This window comes from Quadrisphaera sp. INWT6, from assembly GCF_015390235.1.
GTDB lineage: Bacteria > Actinomycetota > Actinomycetes > Actinomycetales > Quadrisphaeraceae > Quadrisphaera.
In genome coordinates, this window is sequence record NZ_VUOH01000002.1 from 123,939 (window position 1) to 147,376 (window position 23,438).

Below are 23,438 nucleotides of genomic sequence, written 5' to 3' on the forward strand. Positions count from 1 at the left end.
CAGGCGGGTCAGGCGGCGGCGACGAGCACCGGGCGGGCGGCCACGCGACCCAGGGGCAGCACCCAGAGGGGGTCGTGGTCGTCGGCGGCGCCGCGGGCGGAGGCCGGGTCCCACGCCGAGCTCGCCGGGTCCTGGACGGCCCGCAGGTGCACCTCGCCGCTGGGCGTGGCCGTCAGCGCGTAGACCCAGTAGCGCTCCCCCAGCGAGCCGGCGACCAGCAGGTCGGAGTGCCGCGCGCGGACCCACGGCTGGTGGGCCGACAGCAGCTGCACCTCGATGAGGCGTTCGGGCGCGCCGTCGGCGTCGAAGCTCGGGTAGCGCCGGCGAGACCAGAAGCGGGTGCCCCCGGGCACCGGGGCGCGCCAGGCGGTGCGCGCCACGAGCACGGCCTCGCTGTCGAGGTCCTCCCAGGCCGCAAGCCCGGGGTCGACGAGGTGGCGACCCTGCGCGGCCTCCCAGCGCCGGACGAGGGCGACGGGGTCGGCGCCCTCCACCAGCGAGCTCGCCTGCTGTCCCACCACGCCATGGTGCGGTCGCGGGCTGCGCTGCACCTGGCCGTCCGGTGAGCGTTCACCTGACCGCAACCTCCCCCGGCGCGCCGTCCGGCGGCGCGCCGGTCGCCGGGAGGCGCTCAGCCCTCGCGGTGCGCCCGCTCGGCGCTCTCCATCGCCCCGCTGAACCCCACGAGGAAGCGGTGCACCGCTGACAGCTCGTCCTCGCTGAACGCCGCCATGACCGCGTCGGTCCGCTGGCCGAGCGGACCGAAGAACGCGCCGGCCACGCCCATCGCCGCGGGCGTGATGCGCAGGTGGACGCGGCGCCGGTCGCCCTCGGCCCGCTCGCGCTGCACGTGACCGGCTCGCTCCAGCCTGTCGACCACGCTCGTGGTGGCCGCCGAGCTGAGCCCCAGGGCTCCGGCCAGGCCGCCGGCGGTCAGCGGCTCGCCGTCGGTCTCGGCCTGCATGACGTGGACCATCGCCTCGAGGTCGGTCGGGTGCATGGCCTGCTGCTCGGCGAAGGCGTGCGCCAGGTGCTGGGTGCGGTACGCGAGCGTGCGCACGTCGTCGACCAGCACGCGCTGCAGCCGCGCCCGCGCACCGTCCTGCTGCTCCGCCACGCCGACCATCCTCCCCCGCCTTGCGCCGGCACCCCTCGCGCTCCATCATCTCACTCATCGAACATTTCGACCGTCGAGAGGTTTTCATGAGTCGCGTCCTGCACGCACCCGTCGGACGGCGCAGCGCCTGGGCCTCCGTGGTGCTGGGCCTGCTGGTCGTGGTCGGCCTGCTGGTCCTCGCCCCCTCCCCCGACCGCGGTTCCGGCGTCAGCGCCGGACTGCCCTCCAGCGCCGAGTCGGTGCAGGTGGCCGAGCTCGCGCAGCAGCTGCCGGGGGCCGACGCGACGTCCGCGCTCGTCGTCGTCCAGCGGGCGGGCGGACTGCAGGCGGCGGACACCGCGGCGCTCCAGCAGCTGTCCGGGCAGCTGGCGGGCGTCGCGGAGGGCGGGGCGGTCGCCCCGCCCGTGGTCTCGCAGGACGGGACGACGGCGCTGGTCGCCGTGCCGCTGAGCACCGCCGGCGGCACCGAGGCGCTGGCGGAGACCGTCGAGGGCATCCGCGCCGAGGTGCGCTCGGCCACCGCCGACCTCCCCGAGGGGGTCACCGCCGAGGTCACCGGCGGAGCGGCGTTCACCACGGACATCGCCGCCTCGTTCGACGGCGCGAACCTCACACTGCTGCTCACCACGGTGCTCGTGGTCGCCGCGCTGCTCCTCGTCACGTACCGCAGCCCCGTGCTCTGGCTGGTGCCGCTGGCCGTGGTGGGTGCGTCGGCGGCCGCCGCGACGGCGCTGTTCGCCGTCGTCTCGCGGACCACGGGGCTCGTGCTCGACCCGTCCACGGGTGGCATCGCCGACGTGCTGGTCTTCGGCGCCGGCACCAACTACGCCCTGCTGCTCATCGCCCGCTACCGCGAGGAGCTGCGGCGCGAGCCCGACCGCCGCCTGGCCATGGCGCGCGCGTGGCGCGGCGCCGCCCCGGCGATCGCCGCGAGCGCGGGCACGGTGGTGCTGTCGCTGCTGGCGCTGTCGTTCGCCGTGCTGGGGAGCAACCGCAGCGTCGGGCAGTTCGGTGCGCTGGGCATCGCGGTGGCGGCGCTGTTCGCGCTGTTCGTGCTGCCGTCCGCCCTGGTGCTGTGCGGGCGCGGGGTGTTCTGGCCGTTCGTGCCGAGGGTCGGCTCCGCGGAGACCTCGCTCGGCGGGCCGTGGTCGCGCGTGGGCCGTGCCGTGGTGAAGCGGCCGTGGCGGGTGGTGGCGGTCGCCGTCGCCGTCCTCGCGGTGATGGCCGCGGGGCTCTCGGGGGCGCGGCTGGGGCTGAGCCAGACCGAGCAGTTCCGGGTGCAGGCGGAGTCGGTCGACGGGCTGGAGACCCTGGCGACGGCGTTCCCCGCCGGCGCCGCGGACCCGGCGCAGATCGTCGTGCGCAGCACCGACCCGGCGGTCGTGCAGGGAGTGGTCGACGCGGCGTCGGCCAGCGGGGGCGTGGCGTCCGCGAGCGCCGGCCGGCAGGCCGCCGGGGTCGACGGGGGCACCGGGATCACCGAGGTGACCGCCGTGCTCGACGGCGACCCGGGCAGCCCGGAGGCGGTCGCCGCCGTGGAGCGGCTGCGCACCGCGGTCGACGCGGTGCCCGGGGAGTCCCTGGTCGGCGGGAGCACCGCGAGCGACCTCGACGTCAAGGTCGCCACCGAGCGCGACCTGCGCGTCGTCGCCCCGCTGGTGCTGCTGGTCGTGCTGGCGGTGCTCGTGGTCCTGCTGCGGGCCGTCGTCGGGCCGCTGGTGCTGGTCGCGACGGTGGTGGCGAGCTTCTTCGCCGCGCTCGGCGCCGGGAACTGGCTGGCGACGCAGGTGCTCGGCTACCCGGGCCTGGACACGGGCGTGCCGCTGCTCGCGTTCCTCTTCCTGGTGGCCCTCGGCGTCGACTACAACATCTTCCTCGTCACGCGGGTGCGCGAGGAGGTGCCGGCGCGCGGCACCCGGGAGGCCGTGGTGGTGGGCGTCTCGGTGACGGGGGCCGTCATCACCAGCGCCGGCGTGCTGCTGGCGGCGGTGTTCACGGTGCTCGGCGTGCTGCCGCTCATCACGCTGACCGAGCTGGGGATCGTCGTGGGGCTGGGCGTGCTGCTCGACACGCTGCTCGTGCGGACGCTCCTGGTGCCGGCGCTGTTCACGCTGCTGGACCGGCGGGCCTGGTGGCCCGGTGCCCTGTCGCGCCGGGGCTCAGCGCCCCGCGGGCGGCTCGGCCACGACGGCTCCGACCACGGTGCCGACGACGACGTGCGGCGCCGAGGCGGCGAGCTCGCGGCGCCGCGCTGACGCCCTGGCCGCCCGCACCCGGGCGGCGATGACGAGGAGCAGCAGCACTCCGCACAGCTCCAGCAGGCCTCCGGTCGCGAGGTCGAGGACCTGGTCGAGGGGCAGGGTCACAGGGGGTCTCCTCGGGCGGCGGGGCTGCGCTGGGCGGTGGTGGTGGAGGGGGTGGCGGTGGTGGTGGTGATCATGGGGCGCCACCCCCGCCGTCCGCTACGGAGCGTCTCCCTCGGGTCACCCGGTAGGCCCTGCGTTCACCCGGCTGGAGGCACCTCGGAACACCCAGCGGCGCAGGAGCAGGAAGCGCAGCGCCGTCGCCGCGGCGTTGGCGAGGACCAGCGCGGTCACCTCCACCGCGCGGGAGGGGTCGGCCAGGGCGTGGAGCGCGGCGAGCGCCCCGGAGGTCAGGCCCAGCGCCGCGGCGAAGACCAGCAGCCCCTGGGCGTGCGCCCGGACCAGACCACCGCGACCCGTGACGCCGAAGGTGAGCCGCCGGTTCGCCGCGGTGTTCGCCAGGGCGGTGACCAGCAGGGCGACCAGGTTGGCCGCCTGGGGTCCGACGGCGCCCCGCAGCAGCAGGTAGAGCACGAGGTAGGCCAGGGTGCTGGCCACCCCGACGGCGCCGAAGCGCACGACCTGTCCGAGCAGGCCGCGCGGCACCCCCGGCACGGCGGGCTCGAGGGGTTGGCGCCCGAGCTGGGCGCGCAGGGCCGCCAGCGGCAGCGAGCCGGTCGCGAAGGCGCGGGCGAGCCGCAGGACGCCGCGGACGTCGTCGGTGGCGGTGCGGAGGATGTCGACGCTGCTGTCCGGGTCGTCCACCCAGTCGACCGGCACCTCGGCGATGCGGGCGCCGGCGCGCTCGGCCAGCACCAGGAGCTCGGTGTCGAAGAACCACCCCGTGTCCTCCACCAGCGGGAGCAGCTGGTCGGCGACGTCCTTGCGGACCGCCTTGAAGCCGCACTGCGCGTCGGAGAACCGCGCCCCCAGGCTGCCCCGCAGCAGCGCGTTGTAGGAGCGCGAGATGACCTCCCGCTTCGCCCCCCGCACCACCCGGGAGCCGCGGGCCAGGCGCGAGCCGATGGCGATGTCGGAGTGCCCCGAGACCAGCGGGGCGACCAGCGGCAGCAGGGCGGCGAGGTCGGTCGAGAGGTCGACGTCCATGTACACCAGCACGGGGGCGTCGGAGGCCGACCACACGGCTTTCAGCGCCCGGCCGCGCCCCTTGGCCGCGAGGTGGACGGCCACCACCTCCGGCAGCGCCGCCTGCAGGGTGTCGGCGACGGCCGCCGTCGCGTCGGTGCTGGCGTTGTCGGCGATGGTGATGCGGAACGGGTACGGCACCGCCTCGGTCAGGTGGGCGTGCAGGCGGCGCACACAGGGCTCGAGGTCGTCCTCCTCGTTGAAGACCGGGACGACGACGTCGAGCAGCGGCCTCCCCGGCGCCGCCGTGAGCAGCCCGCGCGCGGGCCGCAGGGAGGGGCTGGGAGTTCCGTCCAGCAGGGGCGTCGTCATGGGGTGAGGTTCGGCCCGCCGCCTCGCGCGCGGGTGTGCCCCTCCTGTGCCCCGCCTATGACCCCACCCCTCCCCCGTGATCATGGGCGTCCGGAGCACCTTCCTCGGCCGTGGTGTCGGCGGGGCTCCGCCACCCCGCAGCACCACGACCAGGCGGCGCCGGGTGCCTCGTGCTCCGGAGGTCCATGATCACGGCGGGAGGTGGGACGTCGTGGCGAGAGGTGTCGGAACCCCGGCGCGACGTGTCGCCACCCGGCCCTGGTTCCGACACCTCGCGACGGGGTTCCGACAGCTCGGGGCACCCCTCGCCGGCGCCGGCCGAGCGCACGCAGCACGCCGGGCCGCCGGCCACCCCCGGAGCGGGGTGGCCGGCGGCCCGGGGGGGCTCGCCCCAGCAGTGGCTCAGGAGCCGGTGGTGAGGTCGTAGACGGTGGTCGAGCCGACCGTCTGGGCCGTGAACGTCGACTCCACCCACGCCGTGATCTGGGCAGCCGTGCCCTCGCCCTCGCCCCCGGTGCGCCCGGGGATGAAGTAGTGCACCTCGCCCTCCGCCACCCAGGTCTGGAACTGCTCCAGCGTGGGCGAGGCGTCGGTGCCGTTGAAGCCGCCGATCGGCATCACCGACTCCTGCGTGGCCAGCTGGTAGCCAGCGGCGTTGTTGGCGCCGACGGTCGCGGCGACCCAGGTGTAGGAGCTCGCGTCCTGCTCCAGCAGCGCGACGAGCTCGGCGCTCGGGGTGCTGCCGTTCAGCAGACCGCCCGTCCCGCCACCGCCGCCCTGCATCCGGAAGCCCTGCGCCGCCGTCCCGTCGGCCGTGCCGCCCGCCTGAGTGCCCTGCTGGGTGCCCTGCTGGGTGCCCTGCTGGGCGCCGGGGAAGCCGCCACCGCGCATCCCGCCACCGCCGAACCCGCCCATCGAGCCGGCCACGGTCGGCCCCGCCGACACGATCGACCCGGTGTGCCCGGTGCTCACGGTCTGCGCGGTGTACGCCAGCGGCCCGGCCAGCGAGGCCACCAGCGCCACCGCGGCCACCGCCTTCGCCATCGAGGGACGCAGCGACAGCGCCACGAGCCCGACGGCGGCCAGCACGCCCGCCACCAGGACCACCCACGACAGCCAGGGCAGGAAGTCGCTGCTGCGCGAGAGCAGCACGAACGACCACACCGCCGTCCCCGCCGTCGCCACCGCGAGCGTCCCCAGCGCGAGCGCGGAGGAGCGGTGCGACCACAGCAGCGACGCCGTCACGCCCACCAGCGCGGCGACCGCCGGCGCCAGGGCGACGCTGTAGTACGCGTGGATGATCCCGGACATGAAGCTGAACACCAGGCCGGTGACCAGCAGCCAGGTCAGCCACAGCACCACCTGGGCGCGCTGTCCGTCGAGGCGCGGACGGCGGCGCAGCAGCACCAGCGCGACCACCGCCATCACCAGCGCCGCCGGCACCAGCCACGCGATCTGACCGCCGAACTCGCCGCTGAACAGGCGGCCCAGACCGGTCTCACCCCAGTTGCCGCCGCCTCCGGCGCCGCCCCCGCCGACGGAGCCGGTCTCGTCGCCGGTCAGCCGCCCCAGTCCGTTGTAGCCGAAGGTCAGGCCCAGGAAGCTGTTGTCCGTCGACCCGCCGATGTAGGGCCGCGACGACGCCGGCCACAGCTCCACCAGCGCCACCCACCACCCGGCGGACACGACGACGGCCAGCCCCGCGCCGAGCAGCTGCAGCACCCGGGCGCCGACGCGGCGGGGGCTGAAGAGCAGGTAGGTGAGCGAGAGGGCCGGCAGCACCAGGAAGACCTGCAGCTGCTTGGTGAGGAACCCCAGCCCGACGAGCACCCCGGCGGCCAGCAGCCACCGGGTGCGCCCGCCCTCGACCGCCCGCAGCACGGTGTACGCGGCGAGGGTCATGAGCAGCACGAGCAGCGCGTCGGGGTTGTTGAACCGGAACATCAGGGCTGCGACGGGCGTCAGCAGCAGCACCGCGCCGGACAGCAGCGCCGCGCCGGCGGACGCGTGGCGGCGGACCGCGGCGTAGAGGACGCCGACGGTCGCCACCCCCATCAGCGCCTGCGGCACGAGGATCGCCCAGCTCGACAGCCCGAAGACGCGCACCGACAGCGCCATGACCCACAGCGACGCCGGCGGCTTGTCGACGGTGATCGAGCTCCCGGCGTCGGAGCTGCCGAAGAGGAACGCCTTCCAGCTGACCGACCCGGCCTGCACCGCGGCGGAGTAGAAGGAGTTGGCCCACCCCGACGCGCTCAGGCCCACCAGGTAGGCCACCGCCGCCGCGACCAGCAGGCCGACCAGCGCGGGCCGCTCCCAGGCGGGACCGTCGTCGCGGCGCGCGGTCAGCCACCCCAACGGAGGACGACGGCGCGTGCCCGCGCCTCCGCGGCGCACGGTCCCGTCCAGCGGCGGGGCCTCCCCCGACCCGGCGGCGGTGTAGCTCAGTGTCATGCGGAGAGCGTCGGCGCGGGCGCTGGGGCGGCTCTCGGGCGAGCCTGTGCGCTGACTGTGCCTCGAGCGGGGCCACCGGCAGCCGCACCGCGACCAGCGGCCTCCGCCCCCGCAGCGGCGGTGTCAGACCCCTGGGGCCGGATGCAGCCCCAGCGGTCTGACACCGGGTGAGGGTCTGACGCTGCCCGCGGGCCACCTGCTCGGGAAGCCCATGATCACGGTGGGCAGGTGCTCGTGAGGTCCGATGGCACCACGGCTCAGGTGGGGTCCTCGGACTCCAGCGGGGCCACCGGCAGCCGCACGAGGAACGCGGTCTGCCCCGGCCGCGTGGTGACGTCGACGGTGCCTCCGGTGGAGGCCACGATCGCCGACACGATGGCGAGCCCCAGGCCGCTGCTGCCCGCTGAGCGGGAGCGGGACCCGTCACCGCGGGCGAACCTGTCGAAGACGTGGGGCAGCAGCTCCGCGGGGATGCCGGGGCCGTCGTCGAGCACGGAGAGGACCACGAGGCCCGGCGTCGTCGTCGCCAGCCCCGCCGTGACGGTCGTGCCCGGCGGGGTGTGGGTGCGCGCGTTGGTGAGCAGGTTGACCACCACCTGGTGCAGCCGGGCGGCGTCGCCGACCACCTCGACCGGCTCCTCGGGCAGGTCCAGGCGCCACACGTGGTCGCGGCCGACCGCCGAGGCGTCGCTGACGGCGTCGAGCAGCAGGCGCGTCAGGTCGACCAGCTCGGTCTCCAGGGGGCGGCCGGCGTCGAGGCGGGCCAGCAGCAGCAGGTCCTCGACCAGCCCCGTCATGCGCTTCGCCTCGGACTCGACCCGTCCCAGCGCGTGCGCGGCGTTCGGGGGGAGCGCCGCCGGGTCGCGGTTGACCAGCTCGGCGTACCCGCGGATGGACGCGAGCGGGGTGCGCAGCTCGTGGCTGGCGTCGGCGACGAACTGGCGGACCCGCTGCTCGCTCTCGTGGCGCGCCGCGAGCGCTGAGCCGACGTGGGTGAGCAGGCTGTCGAGCGCCGCGCCGACCTGGCCCACCTCGGTGCGGGGGTCGGTGTCGCGCGGTGGGACGCGCACGGCGAGGGAGACCTCACCCCGGTCGAGCGGCATCGCGCTGACCTGCGCCGCGGTGGCGGCGACCCTGCGCAGGGGGCGCAGCGAGCGGCGGACGACGACGGCAGCGGCCAGACCCGCCAGCAGCACGGCGAGCACGGCGACGACGAGCTCCACGGCCACCAGGCGGCGCTGCGTGGCCTCCAGCCCGGACAGCGGCACGCCCGTGACCAGCACGTCGTCTCCGCTGGTGACGCCGACGACCCGGTACGTGCCGAGCGAGCCGACGTCGACGGTGCGGGGCGTCCCGCCGGCGGTGACCTCCGCGAGCGCCGAAGCGTCGGCGCTGCTGGCGGTGACGGCGCAGAACCCCTCCAGCGAGGCGGCGGCGGTGACCCGGCCGTCGGCCACCCGGGCGGCCAGCGTCCCGGGGGCCTGGCCGGGGGCCAGGAGGAAGCCGATGCCGGCGGCCTGCGCCTCCTCGTCGGCCGTGGACGAGGTGCAGCGGTCCTGTCCTCGGAACGCGGGCTGCGAGGGCTCCTCGGACTGGGCGGAGGTGCCCCCGGCGCGGAACCGCTCACCGGCGAACGGGGCGCGCTCGGCGGAGCTGACCAGCTGCGCGTCGAGCTGGGCCAGCTGCAGCTGCCGCAGGGCGACGACGGTCGCCGTCCCCACCGCGGCGCACACGACGGCGACCAGCGCCACGAGCGCGACCACGAGCTTGGTGCGCAGCGACCACGCGCGCACGCGGACCAGCCTCGTCAGGGCGCCGGTCACGGGGCGGGCTTGAGCACGTACCCGACGCCGCGCACGGTGTGGATCATCGGCTCGCGCCCGGCGTCGACCTTCTTGCGCAGGTAGGAGATGTACAGCTCCACCACGTTGGCCTGGCCGCCGAAGTCGTACTTCCAGACCCGGTCGAGGATGTGCGCCTTGCTGAGCACCTTGCGGGGGTTGCGCATCAGCAGCCGCAGCAGCTCGAACTCGGTCTGGGTGAGCACCACCTCGTCGTCGCCGCGGAAGACCTCGTGGCTCTCCTCGTCCATGGTCAGGTCGCCCACGGCGAGGCGCGGGTCGGCCCGCGGGGCGAGGGCCCCGGAGCGGCGGACCATGCCGCGCAGCCGGGCGATGACCTCCTCCAGGCTGAACGGCTTGGTGACGTAGTCGTCGCCGCCGGCCCGGATGCCGGCGATGCGGTCCTCGACGGAGTCGCGGGCGGTGAGGAACAGCACCGGGACGTCGGGGACCTCCTCGCGGAGCCGGCCGAGCAGGGTCAGCCCGTCGACGTCGGGGAGCATGACGTCGAGGACGACGACGTCGGGGCGCAGCTCGTGCGCCGCCCGCACCGCGGCGGCGCCGTCACCGGCGGAGCGCACCTGCCACCCCTCGAAGCGCAGCGCCATCGACAGCAGGTCGGCCAGCTGGGGCTCGTCGTCGACGACGAGCGCCCGCACCGGGCTGCCGTCGGTGCGCAGCAGCGCCTCGCTCGTGCTCATGCGCTCAGTGTCGTCCGGCGGTGGCCGTCCTGTCTGGGCGTCTGCTGTGGTCCGGCTATGAGGTCCGTCCCGGGTGGGGGCGTCATAGGAGGCGCACAGGCGCCCTGCAGCGCCGGGGCAGCGCACGCACCGAACGTCCTGGCATGACCACCACAGACACCCTCCCCACGCAGGACCCCGTGCGCGACGCCGCCCCGGGGGTCGGACGCCGCGTGACGGCCCTCGTCGCCGCGGGCGCGCTCGCCGTCGGGCTCCTCGGCGGCGTGGGCATCGGCCGGGTGACGGCTCCCGCGGCGGCGTCCGCCGGTGTGGGTGCCAGCGGCTCCGGGCAGGGCGGCCCCGGGGCGATGGGCGGTGGCGGCGGGGCGGGGTTCCCCGGCCAGATGGGCGCTCCCGGCGGGTCGACGTCGCAGGGGGGCACGAGCCAGCAGGGCCAGCTCGGCCAGCAGGGCCAGCTCGGGCAGCAGGGCCAGCTCAGCCAGCAGGGCCAGCAGGGCACGGCTCCGGGAACCACCGGCGGGACCACCGGCGGGACGACCGGCGGGACCACCGGCGGGACCACCAGCAGCACCTGAGCGGCTGACCGCCCGCCGCGGGGGCGCGCGCCCAGCCCCGTCCGGGGGCCGCGGCTGCGTACGATCGAGCCGCTCCGGTGGCGGTCGGTGGGTGGTCGGGTGCACCGCGCACGGCGCGCCCCGCGTCCCTGCGAGAGGCACCCCCACCCGTGTACGCGCTCCTCCTGGCGATCATCTACGCCGCGTTCGTCAGCCTCGGGCTCCCCGACTCCCTCGTCGGTGCCGGCTGGCCGGTGATGCAGCGCGACCTGGGCGTCCCGGTCGGCTTCGCCGGCATCATCACCGCGATCATCTCCGCCGGGACCATCGTCTCCAGCCTGGCCTCGGAGCGCCTCACGCGCCGCCTGGGCGCCGGGGTCGTCACCGCCGCCAGCGTGGCACTCACCGCCGCCGCCCTCGTCGGGTTCTCGCTGTCCGGCTCGTTCTGGCTGCTGTGCCTGTGGGCCGTCCCCTTCGGGCTGGGCGCGGGCGCCGTCGACGCCGCCCTCAACAACTACGTGGCCCTCCACTACGCCGCGCGGCACATGAGCTGGCTGCACGGGTGCTGGGGCCTGGGGGCCTCGGTCAGCCCGTTCGTCATGAGCTGGGCGATCGCCTCGGGGCGGGGCTGGTCGAGCGCCTACCTCACCATCGGCCTGGTCCAGGTGGCCCTCGCGGCGGCGCTCTTCGCCAGCATCCCGCTGTGGGGGAAGGTCAACCCCGTCGCGGCAGGTGGCCTGCCCGCCGACGGCGCCGGAGCCGCGGGGGCCGGGGAGGCGGGCGGCTCGGCGAGCACGGGCCACGTGCCGCTCGCCCGGGCGCTGCGGGTGCCCGGGGTGCCGCTCGTGCTGGTGGCGTTCTTCGCCTACTGCGCCGTCGAGAGCACGTCGATCCTGTGGGCCTCGACGTACCTGGTCCGCGAGCGCGGCGTCGAGCCCGCCACGGCCGCGGCGTTCGCGTCGCTGTTCCTCATCGGCATCACCGCGGGCCGCTTCCTCACCGGCTTCGTGGCCGACCGCCTGGGCGACCGCGCCCTCATCCGCTGGGGCTTCGCGGCCGTGCTCGTCGGTGTCGCGCTGCTCGCCGTCCCGCTCGAGTCGGACGTGCTGGCGCTGGCGGGCCTGGTGCTCGCGGGCCTGGGCTCGGCGCCGGTCTACCCGGCGATCATCCATTCCACGCCCGCGAACTTCGGGCGGCACAACTCCCAGGCCGTCATCGGCATCCAGATGGCCGCCGCCTACACCGGCGCGACGCTGGCACCGCCGCTGTTCGGTGCGATCTCCTCGGGAGCGGGGCTGTGGGTGCTACCGCTGTTCCTCGCGGTCATCGCCGCCCTGGGCCTGGTCGTCTCCGAGCGCCTCAACCGGCTGGTGGACCGGCAGGCCCTCGGCGCCGGGCGCGCCGCCGGCTGACCGTCAGGCCCGCGCGGGGCCGGCCGCCAGGACCGTGAACAGCTCGGTCGTCTGCGAGGTGACCAGCGCGAGCTGGAGGGTCGCCCCGGTCGTCGTCGTCAGGGGCACGAGCCGCGCCCCGGGCCTGACGGTCAGCAGGCTCGCCAGACCGGCCCGCTGCTCACCGGCCAGGTCGATCCCGGTCACGCCCGCGGTGACGGTGCGCATCGGCAGGAACCTCAGCCCGAACAGGTAGGGACGCAGCGTGAGCAGGCCCGGGTCGACGGTGACCCGGCCGTGGCGCCACCTGCGGGTCAGCCCCGGCTGCTCACCGGACACCAGGCGCAGGCCGCCGTCCAGGCTCCAGCGGGAGGAGCCGACGTCACCCGGGCGCTGGCTGGGCTGGGCCATCCGGCGCCGGAAGGCCCAGACGGCCACGTACAGGGCACCGATGCCGACGAGCAGAGCGAGCAGCAGCGCTGCGGTGGGGGACTCGCCCACGCCGACCTCCTGGGACACCGGCGCGGGGGCTCCACACCTGGCAGTCCCGGATGCTGGCGTCTGCCGAGGCAGACGCGCAACGCCGGGCCGGCAGGCCGCCGTCGAGCGCCCGCAGGGCGTGGTCCGACCGTGGGAACGGTCGGCGGACGGTCACCGACCGACCCGCGAGCGTCGCGACCGGTCCCGCGGCGTCGCCCCGCCTACCCGGCGTCCACGGGGGTGGGAGACGGACGGCCCTCGCGCGGGTCGACGACGCTCGCGCGGCCGCCGCGGTCGGCGTCGTCGGGGGCGACGACCTCCGGCGCCTGGGCCGGCGCGAACCGGGCCAGCGGCGGGTGCAGCGGAGACCAGCGGTGGAGGGCTGAGGGCCGGGCGCTCGACATGGCGGGACAGTAGGAGCGTGATCACCTCCTGGCGAGGGACGCCTCACGGGGCCGGGCGCAGCGAGAGCGCCATCCGCGGGCACTCCCCCACGGCCAGGTGCGCCGCCCGCTGCAGCCGCCGCGGGACGGCGGGGGCCACCTCGCCGGTGGTGGAGACCGGGTAGCCCCAGTCGTCCTCGGCGAGCAGCTCGCCCAGCAGCTCGGTGCACAGGCCCCGGCCGTCGCAGCGCGTCCAGTCGACGTGCAGCCTCTCCACCGCGCTCACCGCTCCTCCCGGGCCAGGCAGCGCCCGCCCAGGTGGGCCTGGACGTCGTCGGCGAAGGTCATCAGGGTGCTGCGCACCAGGCGCACCGACCCACTGGGGTGGTGGCAGGCGCCGCGCCCGTCGACCAGCCCCGCCACGCGGTGCAGCTCGTGCACGCGGCGGGCCAGCCCCTCGCGGCTGTGCTGCCGCGACGGCACCGCGGCGCCGGCGTCGGCCAGCGCCTCCAGGTGCTCGGCCAGGGTGGGCAGGCCGTTGACGCAGGGGCCGCACTGGCCGGCGGTCTGGGCCGCCAGGTAGCGGGCGACGTCGGCCCCCGCCCGCAGCCCGCAGGCGCGCGAGGGCAGGGCGATGACGACGCCCGCACCGGGGTCGGCACCCCACGGCGCGAGCGCGCTGCCGGAGTGGGGCAGCGAGGCCGTGTGCGGCGCGCGCTCCCCGAAGGGGACCCAGCCGCCGTGGTAGCCGCCGACCAGCAGCGCCGACAGCTGCTCGCTCGCTCCGCCGGCCGCCGAGAGGACGTCCGCGAGGGGTGCTCCCCCGGCGACCTCGGCCACCCGCGGTGTGCGGACGGCGCCGCTCACGGTCACCAGGCGAGTGCCCGGCTCGTCATCGGTGCCGACCGACCGGAACCACGAGGCGCCGAGGCGCGCGAGCAGCCCGAGGTGCGCGAGGGTCTCGACGTTCATCACGAGCGTCGGACGGCCGGGGCGCTGTGCGGTCCCCGCGCCCACCAGCCGCGGCGGGGGCCAGGGCGTGCGCGGCAGCGCCGGCCCGCCGGCCACGGCCGACGCGACCGCCGACGACTGCCCCGCCACGAACCGGTCGGGAGCCGCCGTGCTGCGCACCGCGACCTCGTCGACACCGGCGGCGGCGCGCTCGACGAGCAGCGGCGCGAGGGTGCGCACCACCTCCGCGGGGGCGTAGAGGTGCGCCTCGGCTCCTCCGGCCGAGCTGCCGACGGCCCCGGTGACCGCGCGGACCGCGAGGGCCAGGCCGTCGAGCACGAGGTGGGGCGCGTGGGCGAGCAGGGCGTGGTCCTTGCTGCTGGCCGGCTCGCCCTCGGCGCCGTTGGCCACGACGACGGGCGGGCGCCCCGAGCGCACCGCCTCCCCGAGGGAGGCGAGCTTGCGGCCGGTGGGGAACGCGGCGCCGCCGCGGCCGGTGAGGCCGGCCTCCGCGGCGAGCTCGGCGACGCGCACCCCGGGCAGGCGAGCGGCGTCCGGGAGGGGCCCGACCAGCGCGAGGTGCGACGCGAGGTCGGGAGCGGCGCACGCCATGAGGCGGCGGCGGCTCGTGGTGGTCGCCAGGAGCGCCGGGGGCGGGCCGGCTGGCGCGGAGGGGAACGACAGGGCGGTCACCGCCGGGCCCCCGCTCCGACGGGCTCGCGCCGCAGTCCGGCGAGGTGGGCCGGGACGTCGCGCCGGTCGCCCGTCGCGGCGGCGTCGAGCGGGGCCGCCGCTCGGCGCGGCGCGGGCACCCGGCGGGGCAGGAGGCGCAGCACGAGGGCGCCGCCCACCGCGGCGGTGCAGGCGACCACGACCGCCGTCATCCACCACGTGCCGGCGTCGGTGCCCGTGCCCAGGGTGTGGAGCACGGCGCTCGGCCAGCACAGGTAGGCCGCCCAGTGCACCGCCCGCCAGGCGCGCAGCCCCAAGCGGTGGCGCAGCAGGCTGGTCACCACCAGCGCCGCGACGAGGTCCAGGGCGAGGGTGCCCAGGCCCAGCCAGAACGGGTTCCACGCGCCCAGGAACGGCACGACGACGTCGACCAGCTCCAGCTGGGCGTACGGGTCGACGAGCATCGTCGCGACGTGCACCACGAGGAAGACCAGCGCCGACAGGCTGAGCCAGCGGTGCACCGCCGCGACGGCGGCGCGCGACAGCCCGGGCGCGCTCTCACCGCGGCGCACCAGGACCCCGGCGACCACGACGGCCGTGAACAGGACCAGCGCCGCGACACCGGTGCCGCGGCCGAGGTACCAGAGGGCGTCGACCAGGGCGTCGCTCACCGCTGCTCCTCCGTCACCGGCTCGGCGGGCCAGGGGCCGACCAGCACCACGTCGCCGTCGTCACCGACCAGGCGGGCGGTGGCGTGCTGCTCGGCCAGCCACGCGGGAGCGGCGGCGCCCAGCACCAGGGCCGCGGTGCTCAGGGCGTTCGCCTCGGCGCAGCTGGGGGCGACCACCGACGCGGTCCGCCACACCGGCTCCGCGGGGAGCCCGGTGGCCGGGTCCAGCACGTGGTGCGCCGGGCCGGCCGGGGTCGCCCAGCGGCGGTGCAGGGTCGACGACGTCGCCACGCCACGCACCCCGCCGACGGCGAGGAGGCTGGCGGGCTCGCCGTCGCCGTCCTGCACCCGGACCTGCCAGCCCCCGGACGGCTCGCGGCCGGCCGTGGCGACGTCGCCGCCGATGGACACCAGCGCGCCGCCGCCGAAGCGCTCGACCACGGCGTGGGCGCACAGGTCGGCCGCGCGGGCCTTGGCGGTGGCGCCGAGGTCGAGCAGCACCCCGGCGGGCAGCCACAGCAGCGCGCTCCCGTCGGGGTCGGCGCCGGGCAGGACGACGACGCCCCGCCACGCCGCCGACGGGCGCGGGAGCGCCGCGGGGTCGGTGCCGGCCGTGGCGCGCACGAGCCGGAACGGCGCCGCCGGACCCGCCGCGGGTGCGGCGGTGCGGGCGCGGACGACGTCGAGGTCGTCGTCGTACCCGAGGGCCTCCAGGTGGTGGCCGAGCGTGGGGTCGACGGCTCCCGAGGTGCGCTCGGCGGCGTCGAGCGCGACCTCGACGAGGTCGGCGAGCAGCGCGCTGACGCGCACGGGCGCGCCGGCGAGCGACGCAGCCGCGGCGCGGACCACCTCGGAGCCGGGGCGGAAGCGGCTGGCGGCAGCGTCCACGGCGGCCAGCCGCTCCTCCACCAGCGCTCGCGCGGCGGGCAGGACGGCGGGGTCGGTGACCACGAGGCGCGCCGTCGTCGTCCACACGGACCACTCGGCCGCGGCGGTGTCCGGGCGGGTGGCGCGGCGGGTGGTGGCCCGAGGCCGGTGGCGGCGGTGCAGGACGGTGGTGCTCATGACCCGCTCGACCCGGCGTGGGAGGAGCCCGCGCTGCCGCTGGTGACCCACCCCTGGTCGGAGCTCGTCGAGCCGCCGCCGGTGGTCGAGGAGGTGGAGGTCGTCGTCCCGGTGGCGTCCGTCGTCGTGGAGGCCTCCGCCGCCGCGACCCCGGCGACGGTGACGGCGCCGACCAGGGCCGCGCTCGTGGCGACCGCCACCACGAGGCCGGCCCGCCTCCTGCTCTTCTCGCGCTCGCCCACCACGACGACCACTCCCGTCCCTGTCTGCGTCCGGGCCGCTCGCTGCGGCCCGGTGTCGATGGTCGGGAGGCGCGGTGGCCCGGCCCTGGGCGCTCCCTGTCCGGCCCCTGTGGAGGCGGCGGCGCACTTCCTGTGCAGCGCGTATCAGTCCCCTGTGCATCGCTGCACGGCCCTCAGCGACGCGCGCGGCGCGGCCGATCGAGGGGTGGACAGCACGAGCCACCGACGCCAGGAGAACCCCGATGAGCCTCACGACGAGCAGCGCCACCTGCACCCCCACCACCTCCGCGACCTGGGCGAGCGGCGCGTCGGCGACCGCCCGCTCCGAGCGGGTGCCGGGCCACGTCAGGACCGCCGCCGACGCTCTCGGCCTGAGCACCGACGAGGTCATGAGCGCGCTGAAGGGCGGTGAGAGCCTGCTCGACGTGGCCGACGCCCAGGGCGTCTCCCGCGACGACCTGCTCTCGGCGCTGAAGGCCGGCGCTCCCCAGGAGCTGCAGGACAGCGCCGACGCCGACGCCCTGGTGGAGGCGCTGGCGTCCGCCACGGGCGTCGGCGGGCCGGGCGGCGCCGGTGGGCCGGGCGGCGCCGGCGGCCACCACGGACCGCCCCCGGCGGGCGCGACGACGGGAGTGCTCAGCGGCTCCCTGACCAGCGCGCAGCAGACGACCCTCGGCGCCCTGAGCGACCTGCTCGGCACCGACGCCGACACCCTGCTCGGCCAGCTGCGGTCCGGTACGGACCTGACCGACCTGCTCTCGCAGAAGGGCGTGACGCTCGACCAGCTCACCACGGAGCTCGAGGAGGGCCTCGTGGTCGACACCCGGGTGTGACCGGTCTGGGACCGCCCGCGCCTACCGTGGGTGCGTGAGCGCCTCGCCCTTCCGCGTCGCCCTCCTGGGCGAGGGGGTCGGCGCCTCCCTCACCCCGGCGATGCACGAGCAGGAGGGGCGCCTGCTCGGCCTCGACTACCACTACGACGTCGTCGACGTCGCCGGCGCCGCCACCTCGGACGCCGACCTGGGGCGGCTGCTGCGCGACCTGCGGCGTGAGGGCCACCGCGGCGTCAACGTGACGCACCCCTTCAAGCAGCGCGTCATCGCGCACCTGGACCGCCTCGACGACGACGCCGCGCGCCTCGGGGCCGTCAACCTGGTGCGGTTCACCGAGGCCGGTGCCACCGGCCACAACACCGACTGGACCGGCTTCCGCTCCTCGCTGCGGTCTGCGCCCGGCGGCCCGCTGGAGGGCGGGCTCGCCACCGTGCTGCAGGTCGGGGCCGGGGGCGCGGGGGCAGCCACCGCGTACGCGCTGCTCGACCTCGGGGCGAGCACCCTCGGAGTCCACGACGTCGACGGCGAGCGCGCGCGGGCCCTCGTCGAGCGGTGCGCCGCGCTGTTCCCGGCGGCGACCGTCCGCGTCGCGAGCGCGGACGACGCGCTGTGGGCGAGTGCCGACGGCGTGGTCCACGCCACCCCGGTCGGCATGGACCACCACCCCGGACCGTCCTTCGACCCCGACCGGCTGCGCGCGGACGCGTGGGTCGCCGAGGTGGTCTACCGGCCCCTGCTCACCGAGCTGGTGGTGCGGACCCGCGCGTCAGGACGGCGCGCGCTCGACGGCTCCGGCATGGCCGCCGGGCAGGCGGTCGACTCCCTGCGCCTCCTCACCGGTCGGGAGCCCGACGCCGCACGTGTCCGCGCGCACCTGGTCGAGCTGCTGGCCCGGGAGACCGCACCCGGCGACGCGCGTCGTGTGCCCGGAGCCACTGCTCGGGGCTAGACTCCTCACCGGCTCGCTGCGGCTCCTCGGACCCGTGAGCAGTCACACCCTCCGTTCGCGTCCGGCTGCAGAGCCGGGGCGGTCGCTGCACGGCGATCCGGGCTGGAAACCCCGACGACGGCACCCTCGGACCTCGAAGGAGCCCCGCTGTGCCTGCTGCAGCCAGCCCCGTGACCCCTCCCGCCGCCGCGGGACCCGCCTCGACGCCGCGCCCGCGCGGACCGCACCACGCGACCTGGGTGCTGGTCATCACGTCCGTGACCCAGCTGCTCGTCGTGCTCGACGGCACGATCGTCGGCGTCGCCCTCCCCCACGCCCAGGCCGACCTCGGCCTGTCGGACTCCGCCCGGCAGTGGGTCGTGACCGCGTACGCCCTCGCCTTCGGTGCGCTGCTGCTGCTCGGCGGCCGCATCGCCGACTTCACCGGCCGGAAGAAGACGTTCCTCGTGGGGCTCGTCGGCTTCGGCGCCGCCTCGGTCTGGGGCGGCCTCGCGGGCACCGGCGTCGAGCTCGTGCTCGCCCGCGCCGGCCAGGGCGTCTTCGCCGCGCTGATGGCACCTGCGGCGCTCGCCATCCTGACCGTGACCTTCCCGAGCGGACCGGAGCGCACGAAGGCCTTCGCGATCTTCGGGGCGGTGTCGGGAGCCGGAGCAGCCGTCGGCCTGCTCGCCGGCGGGGTGCTGACCGACGTCCTCTCGTGGCGCTGGTGCCTGCTGGTCAACGTGCCCTTCGTCATCAGCGGCGTGGTGGCCGGTGCGCGCCTGCTCGACGAGAGCCGCGCGGCCGGCGAGCGCCGCTACGACGTCCCCGGCGCCGCAGCGGTCACGGCGGGCTTCGGCCTGCTCGTGGTGGGCCTGACCCTCGTCGAGGACTCCACCCGCACCGCGCTGGCCGTCGCGCTCGTCGTGGCCGGCCTGGCCTGCCTCGCGCTGTTCGCGCTCGTGGAGCACCGCAGCGCCCACCCGCTGCTGCCGCTGCGCGTGGTCACCGACCGCGTGCGCGCCGGCGCCCTGGGCGTCCAGGCGCTGGTGGGGGCCGTGATGGTCGGCGCGATGCTCTACCTGGCCTTCCACCTGCAGGTGGTGTTGCAGATGAGCCCGCTGCTGGCGGGCCTGGGCACCCTGCCCATCACCGTCGCGATCATGGCCACCGTGCCGCGGTCCACGCGCATGCTCGACCGGGTCGGGCCGCGCCTGCAGCTGGTGGTCGGACCGCTGGTCGGCGCCGTCGGCATCGGGTACCTCTCGCAGATCAGCCCCGGCGGCAGCTACTGGGTGCAGGTGCTGCCCGGGCTGCTCGTCTTCGGCGTCGGCATGGGTCTGACCCTGGTGCCGCTGCAGAACGTGGCGCTGCTGGGCGTCGACGCGCGCGACGCGGGGGCGGCCTCCGCCGCGGTGACCGCGGCGATGCAGCTCGGCGGATCGGTCGGCCTCGCGGTGCTCACCACGGTCTACGTCGGCGTCGCGGGCACCACGGGCGCGCCCGCCGACCTGGTCGCGGGGTACTCCGCGGTGTTCTGGTGCGGTGCTGCGCTGCTGGTGGCCGCAGCGGTCGTCGCCGCCGTCGCCGTCCCCCGCGGCACGCGGGTCTCCGGCGGCGACGCCCCCGCGCTGCACGTCTGACGGCTCCGGGACCGTCCGAGGCCGGGCGGCGTCGGACGCCGCCCGGCCGGGGGTGCATCCTCCCTGGCGTGACCACCACTCCCCCGGCCCGCAACGGGCTGCGCCTGGGGCCCGTCGAGGCCCTGCTGGCGCAGCAGGCCCCCGACGGCTCCTCGGGCCTGCGCCGCTCGATGGGGCTCTGGCAGCTCACCGCGCTCAGCATCGGCGCGACCCTCGGCACCGGGATCTTCGTCATCCTCGGCGAGGCGGCGCCGCTGGCCGGGCCGGCGGTCATCCTGTCGTTCGTGCTGGCAGCGGTCACCGCGCTGTTCTCGGCGCTGTCGTACGCGGAGCTCGCCGGCAGCATCCCCGTCGCGGGGTCCTCCTACTCCTACGCCTACGCGACCATGGGCGAGGCGGTCGCCTGGGTGTGCGGCTGGTGCCTGATGCTCGAGTACGGCGTCTCGGTCTCGGCCGTCGCAGTCGGCTGGGGCGCCTACATCGACGACCTCGCCCGCGCCGCCTTCGGCTCGACGCTCCCCGAGGCGCTGGCGAACCCGCCGGGCGAGGGCGGGGTCGTCAACGTGCCGGCGGTCGTCGTCGTCCTGCTCGCGATGGCCCTGCTGCTGCGGGGCACCCGTGAGAGCGCGCGGGTCAACGCGGTGGTCGTGGTGCTGAAGGTCGCGGTGCTGCTCTTCTTCTGCGCGGTGGCGTTCACCGCCTTCCGCGCCGGCAACCTCGCACCGTTCGCACCGCTGGGCGTCGCGGGCATCACGGCCGCGACCTCCCAGGTGTTCTTCTCCTACATCGGGTTCGACGCCGCGTCGACGGCCGGCGAGGAGGCGCGCGACCCGCGCCGCGACCTGCCGCGGGCGATCATGCTCTCCCTCGTCGTCGTCACCGCCGTCTACTGCCTGGTGGCGCTGGCGGCGCTCGGCGCGCTGCCGTGGCGCGAGCTCGACGGGTCCGAGGCTGCCCTGGCCGACGTGCTGAGCCGCGCCGTCGGCGGCACGTGGCCCGCCGTGGTCCTGTCGGTGGGCGCCGTCATCGCCATCGCCAGCGTGGTCTTCACCGTCTTCTACGGACAGACGCGCATCCTGTTCGCGATGTCGCGCGACGGTCTCGTGCCGCGGGTCTTCTCCCGCGTGAGCGGGCGCCAGGGCGTGCCGGTCGCCAACGTCCTCATCTGCGGCGCGGTCATCGCCGTGCTCGCGGGCGTGGTGCCGCTGGGCGAGCTCGCGAACGCCACGAGCATCGGCACGCTGTTCGCCTTCGCCCTCGTCAACGCCGGGGTGCTGGTGCTGCGCCGCGCCCGGCCCGACCTGCCCCGCACCTTCCGCACGCCGCTGTTCCCGCTGACGCCGGTGCTCGGCATCGCCTTCTGCGGGCTGCTGCTGTTCGGGCTGCGCGGCACCACCTGGCTCGTGTTCGCGGCGTGGATGCTCGTGGGCGCCGCGGTCTACGTCTTCTACGGGCGGCGCCGGTCGGTGCTGGCGCGCTGACTCAGCGACCGAGCACGTACCGGCGCAGGTCGGCGAGGGTCTGGTCCATGTGCGAGTCCATCGCCGCGCGGGCCGCGGCCGGGTCGGCCGAGCGGACGGCCTCCAGCACGCCGGCGTGCTCGGCGATGGCGTGCAGCTGGACCGGCTCGTGCCGGGAGGTCTCCTCGCGCCGCGCCCGCAGCACGGCGGACAGCGGCCCCAGCAGCACCGCGACGAAGGGGTTGCCGGAGGCGCGGAAGACGACGTCGTGGAAGGCGATGTCCGCGGCGACGAAGCCGGCGACGTCGGCGGCGTCGTGGGCGGAGCGCATGGCGCTCAGGTGGCGCTCGAGGTCGGCGAGGTCGGCGTCGCTGCGGTGCAGGGCGGCCAGCTCTGCAGCGCCCGACTCCACCATGCGCCGCAGCTGCAGCAGCTGGAGCGCCGCCTGCTCCCCGCCGCTGCGGTCGTGGGCGAGGGCGACGGCGTCGATCGCCGTCCAGGTGCTCGTGGGGCGCACCACAGTGCCGCGCCCGCGCTGGACCTCGATCACGCCCTGGGTCTGCAGCACCTTGAGCGCCTCGCGCACGGTGAGGCGGCTGACGTCGTGCTCGGCGGCCAGCTCGGCCTCGGGAGGCAGCAGCTGCCCCGGCGGGGTGCGCCCGTCGACGACCCGCTCCAGCAGGGCGGCCGCGACGACGTCGACCAGGGACTCCCGCGCCACACCGACCACCTCACCGCGCTGGCAGGACGAACCGCCGCCGGGGACCCCGGCGGCGGCTCTCCACACTACTGACGGGTGCTGCTCAGGCGCCGGTGAGCACCCAGCCCGCCCAGGCGACGGCGAACCCGACCAGGCCCAGCACGGTGGTGAGCACCGTCCAGGTGCGCAGCCCGTCGGCCACCGAGAGGCCGAAGTACCTCGTCACCGTCCAGAAGCCGGCGTCGGTGACGTGGCTCAGGCCCAGGGAGCCGAAGCCGACGGCCACGGTGAGCAGCGCCACCTGCAGCGGGGAGTACCCGCCGGCCTGGACCGACTCGACCAGCAGCCCGGCGGTGGTGACGATCGCGACGGTGGCCGAGCCCTGGGCGGCGCGCAGCGCCAGGGTGATGACGAACGCGAGCACGATGAGCGGCAGGCCGAGGGTGTCGAGCACCCCGGACAGGGCCGCACCGATGCCGCTGGCGCGCAGCACCTCGCCGAAGACACCGCCGGCGGCGACCACCAGCAGGATCGCCGCGATCGGGGGCAGGGCGCCCTCCATCACCTCGCCGGTGCGCTCCAGCGGCCAGCGGCGGCGCACCGGGATGAGGAAGTACGCCAGCGCGACGGCGACCAGCAGCGCGAACACCGGCGTGCCGACGAAGGTGGCGACGCCGAAGAGCGGGTGCTCCTCGCCGAGCACCAGGGTCAGGCCGGTGCCGAGCAGGATCTGGACGATCGGCGCCGCGACGAGCAGCACGATGAGGCCAGCGCTCGGCGGTGCCTGGACCCCGGTGCGAGCGACCGTCGTCGTGCTGCCGCCGCCCGGCGCACCACCGGACGAGGTGCCGCCAGAGCCGGGGGCGTCGGTGCCGAACTCCTCGACCTGCTTCGCGACCGCCGGGCTCAGCGACAGCGGCTCGCGCGTCATCCAGCGCCCGAGCAGGTGCGCGACGACGGCCAGCGGCACGCACGCCACCAGGCTGATGAGCAGCACGAGCCCGATGTCGGCGCCGAAGACGCCGGCGCCCGCGACGACGCCCGGGTGCGGCGGCACGGCCACGTGGACGGCGAGCGCGATGCCCGCCATCGGCAGCCCGAACCGGATCGGCTGGAAGCCCAGCACCTTGGCGAACGCGTAGACCACCGGCACCAGCACGATGACGGCGACCTCGAAGAACACCGGGATCGCCACGAGGAACGCGACGGCCGTCAGCGCGACCGCGGTGCGCTGCGGGCCCAGGGCGCTGGTGAGCCTGTCAGCGAGGCTCTGCACCCCGCCGGAGGTCTCGATGAGCCGGCCCAGCACCGCGCCGAGGGCGATGAGCAGCGCGACCTTGCCCATGGTCGAGCCGACGCCGGTGGCCACGACGGTGAACACGGACTCCAGCGGCAGCCGCGCGGAGACGGCCACGGCCACGCTGACCACGAGCAGCGCGAGGAACGCAGGCACCGTGAACCGGATGATGAGCACGAGCAGGACGGCGATGCTCGCGCCGGCGATGCCGAGCAGCAGCGGTGTCGAGAGCGCCACCTCGGGGGTGACGGGGTCGGCCGTGAGGACGGTCGCGGCGATCGCGGCGATCATCGCG

Annotated in this window: 23 protein-coding genes; 7 read left to right on the forward strand and 16 right to left on the reverse strand. The window is 76.3% G+C overall.

Annotated elements, in window-relative coordinates; all coding sequences use genetic code 11:
- Positions 1–8: 8 nt before the first annotated feature.
- Both F1641_RS05500 and F1641_RS05505 read right to left on the reverse strand, forming a co-directional pair.
- Positions 9–518, reverse strand: a complete 510-nt coding sequence (locus F1641_RS05500) for a hypothetical protein (RefSeq protein ID WP_194903497.1) — start codon at positions 516–518, stop codon at positions 9–11.
- 113 nt (positions 519–631) lie between these two features.
- Positions 632–1,117, reverse strand: a complete 486-nt coding sequence (locus tag F1641_RS05505; RefSeq protein ID WP_309225412.1) for a MarR family transcriptional regulator — start codon at positions 1,115–1,117, stop codon at positions 632–634.
- 86 nt (positions 1,118–1,203) lie between these two features.
- On the opposite strand from F1641_RS05505, the gene F1641_RS05510 reads away from it, so the two are divergent.
- Entirely contained in the window at positions 1,204–3,372 is a 2,169-nt protein-coding gene (locus F1641_RS05510) for an MMPL family transporter (RefSeq protein WP_194903499.1), read from the forward strand.
- Here the strand turns inward: F1641_RS05510 and F1641_RS05515 are convergent.
- From F1641_RS05515 to F1641_RS05535, 5 genes are all read right to left on the reverse strand, one after another.
- Positions 3,277–3,483 (reverse strand): hypothetical protein, encoded by a 207-nt coding sequence (locus F1641_RS05515; protein ID WP_194903500.1) that lies wholly within the window; start codon positions 3,481–3,483, stop codon positions 3,277–3,279. The genes F1641_RS05510 and F1641_RS05515 overlap by 96 nt on opposite strands.
- 117 nt (positions 3,484–3,600) lie before the next feature.
- Positions 3,601–4,878: a bifunctional glycosyltransferase family 2/GtrA family protein gene (locus tag F1641_RS05520; RefSeq protein ID WP_194903501.1), complete on the reverse strand. Its 1,278-nt coding sequence runs from the start codon at positions 4,876–4,878 to the stop codon at positions 3,601–3,603.
- A 402-nt stretch (positions 4,879–5,280) separates the two neighbouring features.
- Complete coding sequence (locus tag F1641_RS05525; protein WP_194903502.1) at positions 5,281–7,332, reverse strand: glycosyltransferase family 39 protein; 2,052 nt, start codon at positions 7,330–7,332, stop codon at positions 5,281–5,283.
- A gap of 257 nt (positions 7,333–7,589) precedes the next feature.
- Positions 7,590–9,155, reverse strand: a complete 1,566-nt coding sequence (locus F1641_RS05530; protein WP_309225413.1) for a HAMP domain-containing sensor histidine kinase — start codon at positions 9,153–9,155, stop codon at positions 7,590–7,592.
- Entirely contained in the window at positions 9,152–9,874 is a 723-nt protein-coding gene (locus tag F1641_RS05535; RefSeq protein ID WP_194903503.1) for a response regulator transcription factor, read from the reverse strand. The genes F1641_RS05530 and F1641_RS05535 overlap by 4 nt, the downstream gene beginning before the upstream one ends.
- A gap of 143 nt (positions 9,875–10,017) precedes the next feature.
- On the opposite strand from F1641_RS05535, the gene F1641_RS05540 reads away from it, so the two are divergent.
- Both F1641_RS05540 and F1641_RS05545 read left to right on the forward strand, forming a co-directional pair.
- Positions 10,018–10,449, forward strand: a complete 432-nt coding sequence (locus F1641_RS05540) for a hypothetical protein (protein WP_194903504.1) — start codon at positions 10,018–10,020, stop codon at positions 10,447–10,449.
- A 149-nt stretch (positions 10,450–10,598) separates the two neighbouring features.
- On the forward strand, positions 10,599–11,840 hold the full coding sequence (locus F1641_RS05545; RefSeq protein ID WP_194903505.1) for a sugar MFS transporter: 1,242 nt from the start codon (positions 10,599–10,601) through the stop codon (positions 11,838–11,840).
- 3 nt (positions 11,841–11,843) lie between these two features.
- Here the strand turns inward: F1641_RS05545 and F1641_RS05550 are convergent, their stop codons facing one another.
- The 7 genes from F1641_RS05550 to F1641_RS05580 all read right to left on the reverse strand — a co-directional run bounded on the left by F1641_RS05550 (position 11,844) and on the right by F1641_RS05580 (position 16,294).
- Positions 11,844–12,320: a hypothetical protein gene (locus tag F1641_RS05550; protein WP_194903506.1), complete on the reverse strand. Its 477-nt coding sequence runs from the start codon at positions 12,318–12,320 to the stop codon at positions 11,844–11,846.
- A gap of 200 nt (positions 12,321–12,520) precedes the next feature.
- On the reverse strand, positions 12,521–12,703 hold the full coding sequence (locus F1641_RS05555; protein WP_194903507.1) for a hypothetical protein: 183 nt from the start codon (positions 12,701–12,703) through the stop codon (positions 12,521–12,523).
- 43 nt (positions 12,704–12,746) lie between these two features.
- Positions 12,747–12,968: a ferredoxin gene (locus tag F1641_RS05560; RefSeq protein WP_206690662.1), complete on the reverse strand. Its 222-nt coding sequence runs from the start codon at positions 12,966–12,968 to the stop codon at positions 12,747–12,749.
- A complete protein-coding gene (locus tag F1641_RS05565) occupies positions 12,965–14,326 on the reverse strand; it encodes an NADH-ubiquinone oxidoreductase-F iron-sulfur binding region domain-containing protein (RefSeq protein WP_206690663.1) in 1,362 nt (453 codons plus the stop codon). Before F1641_RS05565 ends, F1641_RS05560 begins: the two co-directional genes overlap by 4 nt.
- Complete coding sequence (locus tag F1641_RS05570; protein WP_206690664.1) at positions 14,323–14,976, reverse strand: ferric reductase-like transmembrane domain-containing protein; 654 nt, start codon at positions 14,974–14,976, stop codon at positions 14,323–14,325. Before F1641_RS05570 ends, F1641_RS05565 begins: the two co-directional genes overlap by 4 nt.
- A complete protein-coding gene (locus F1641_RS05575; RefSeq protein WP_194903508.1) occupies positions 14,973–16,040 on the reverse strand; it encodes an FAD:protein FMN transferase in 1,068 nt (355 codons plus the stop codon). The genes F1641_RS05570 and F1641_RS05575 overlap by 4 nt, the downstream gene beginning before the upstream one ends.
- Positions 16,037–16,294, reverse strand: coding sequence for a hypothetical protein (locus F1641_RS05580; protein WP_194903509.1), 258 nt, complete (start codon positions 16,292–16,294; stop codon positions 16,037–16,039). The genes F1641_RS05575 and F1641_RS05580 overlap by 4 nt, the downstream gene beginning before the upstream one ends.
- A 230-nt stretch (positions 16,295–16,524) precedes the next feature.
- Between F1641_RS05580 and F1641_RS05585 the strand changes: the two genes are divergently transcribed.
- From F1641_RS05585 to F1641_RS05600, 4 genes are all read left to right on the forward strand, one after another.
- A complete protein-coding gene (locus F1641_RS05585) occupies positions 16,525–17,115 on the forward strand; it encodes a hypothetical protein (RefSeq protein WP_194903510.1) in 591 nt (196 codons plus the stop codon).
- 34 nt (positions 17,116–17,149) lie between these two features.
- The gene (locus tag F1641_RS05590; RefSeq protein WP_194903511.1) at positions 17,150–18,064 is read left to right on the forward strand and encodes a shikimate dehydrogenase; all 915 of its coding nucleotides are present in this window, start codon (positions 17,150–17,152) and stop codon (positions 18,062–18,064) included.
- A 149-nt stretch (positions 18,065–18,213) separates the two neighbouring features.
- Complete coding sequence (locus F1641_RS05595; protein ID WP_206690665.1) at positions 18,214–19,686, forward strand: MFS transporter; 1,473 nt, start codon at positions 18,214–18,216, stop codon at positions 19,684–19,686.
- A 68-nt stretch (positions 19,687–19,754) separates the two neighbouring features.
- Positions 19,755–21,167, forward strand: coding sequence for an amino acid permease (locus tag F1641_RS05600; RefSeq protein ID WP_206690666.1), 1,413 nt, complete (start codon positions 19,755–19,757; stop codon positions 21,165–21,167).
- A gap of 1 nt (position 21,168) precedes the next feature.
- Here F1641_RS05600 and F1641_RS05605 read toward each other — a convergent pair whose 3' ends face one another.
- Together F1641_RS05605 and F1641_RS05610 are read right to left on the reverse strand one after the other, a co-directional pair.
- Positions 21,169–21,867 (reverse strand): FadR/GntR family transcriptional regulator, encoded by a 699-nt coding sequence (locus F1641_RS05605; protein ID WP_194903512.1) that lies wholly within the window; start codon positions 21,865–21,867, stop codon positions 21,169–21,171.
- An 82-nt stretch (positions 21,868–21,949) separates the two neighbouring features.
- Complete coding sequence (locus F1641_RS05610; RefSeq protein ID WP_194903513.1) at positions 21,950–23,434, reverse strand: GntP family transporter; 1,485 nt, start codon at positions 23,432–23,434, stop codon at positions 21,950–21,952.
- Positions 23,435–23,438 lie beyond the last annotated feature (4 nt).

Excerpts from the sequence above, each read along its gene's own strand:
- F1641_RS05535 (WP_194903503.1), bottom strand. The coding sequence starts at position 9,874 with ATGAGCACGAGCGAGGCGCTGCTGCGCACCGACGGCAGCCCGGTGCGG.
- F1641_RS05555 (WP_194903507.1), bottom strand. The coding sequence starts at position 12,703 with ATGTCGAGCGCCCGGCCCTCAGCCCTCCACCGCTGGTCTCCGCTGCAC.
- F1641_RS05575 (WP_194903508.1), bottom strand. The coding sequence starts at position 16,040 with ATGAGCACCACCGTCCTGCACCGCCGCCACCGGCCTCGGGCCACCACC.
- F1641_RS05520 (WP_194903501.1), bottom strand. The coding sequence starts at position 4,878 with ATGACGACGCCCCTGCTGGACGGAACTCCCAGCCCCTCCCTGCGGCCC.
- F1641_RS05610 (WP_194903513.1), bottom strand. The coding sequence starts at position 23,434 with ATGATCGCCGCGATCGCCGCGACCGTCCTCACGGCCGACCCCGTCACC.
- F1641_RS05525 (WP_194903502.1), bottom strand. The coding sequence starts at position 7,332 with ATGACACTGAGCTACACCGCCGCCGGGTCGGGGGAGGCCCCGCCGCTG.
- F1641_RS05540 (WP_194903504.1), top strand. The coding sequence starts at position 10,018 with ATGACCACCACAGACACCCTCCCCACGCAGGACCCCGTGCGCGACGCC.
- F1641_RS05510 (WP_194903499.1), top strand. The coding sequence starts at position 1,204 with ATGAGTCGCGTCCTGCACGCACCCGTCGGACGGCGCAGCGCCTGGGCC.
- F1641_RS05585 (WP_194903510.1), top strand. The coding sequence starts at position 16,525 with ATGAGCCTCACGACGAGCAGCGCCACCTGCACCCCCACCACCTCCGCG.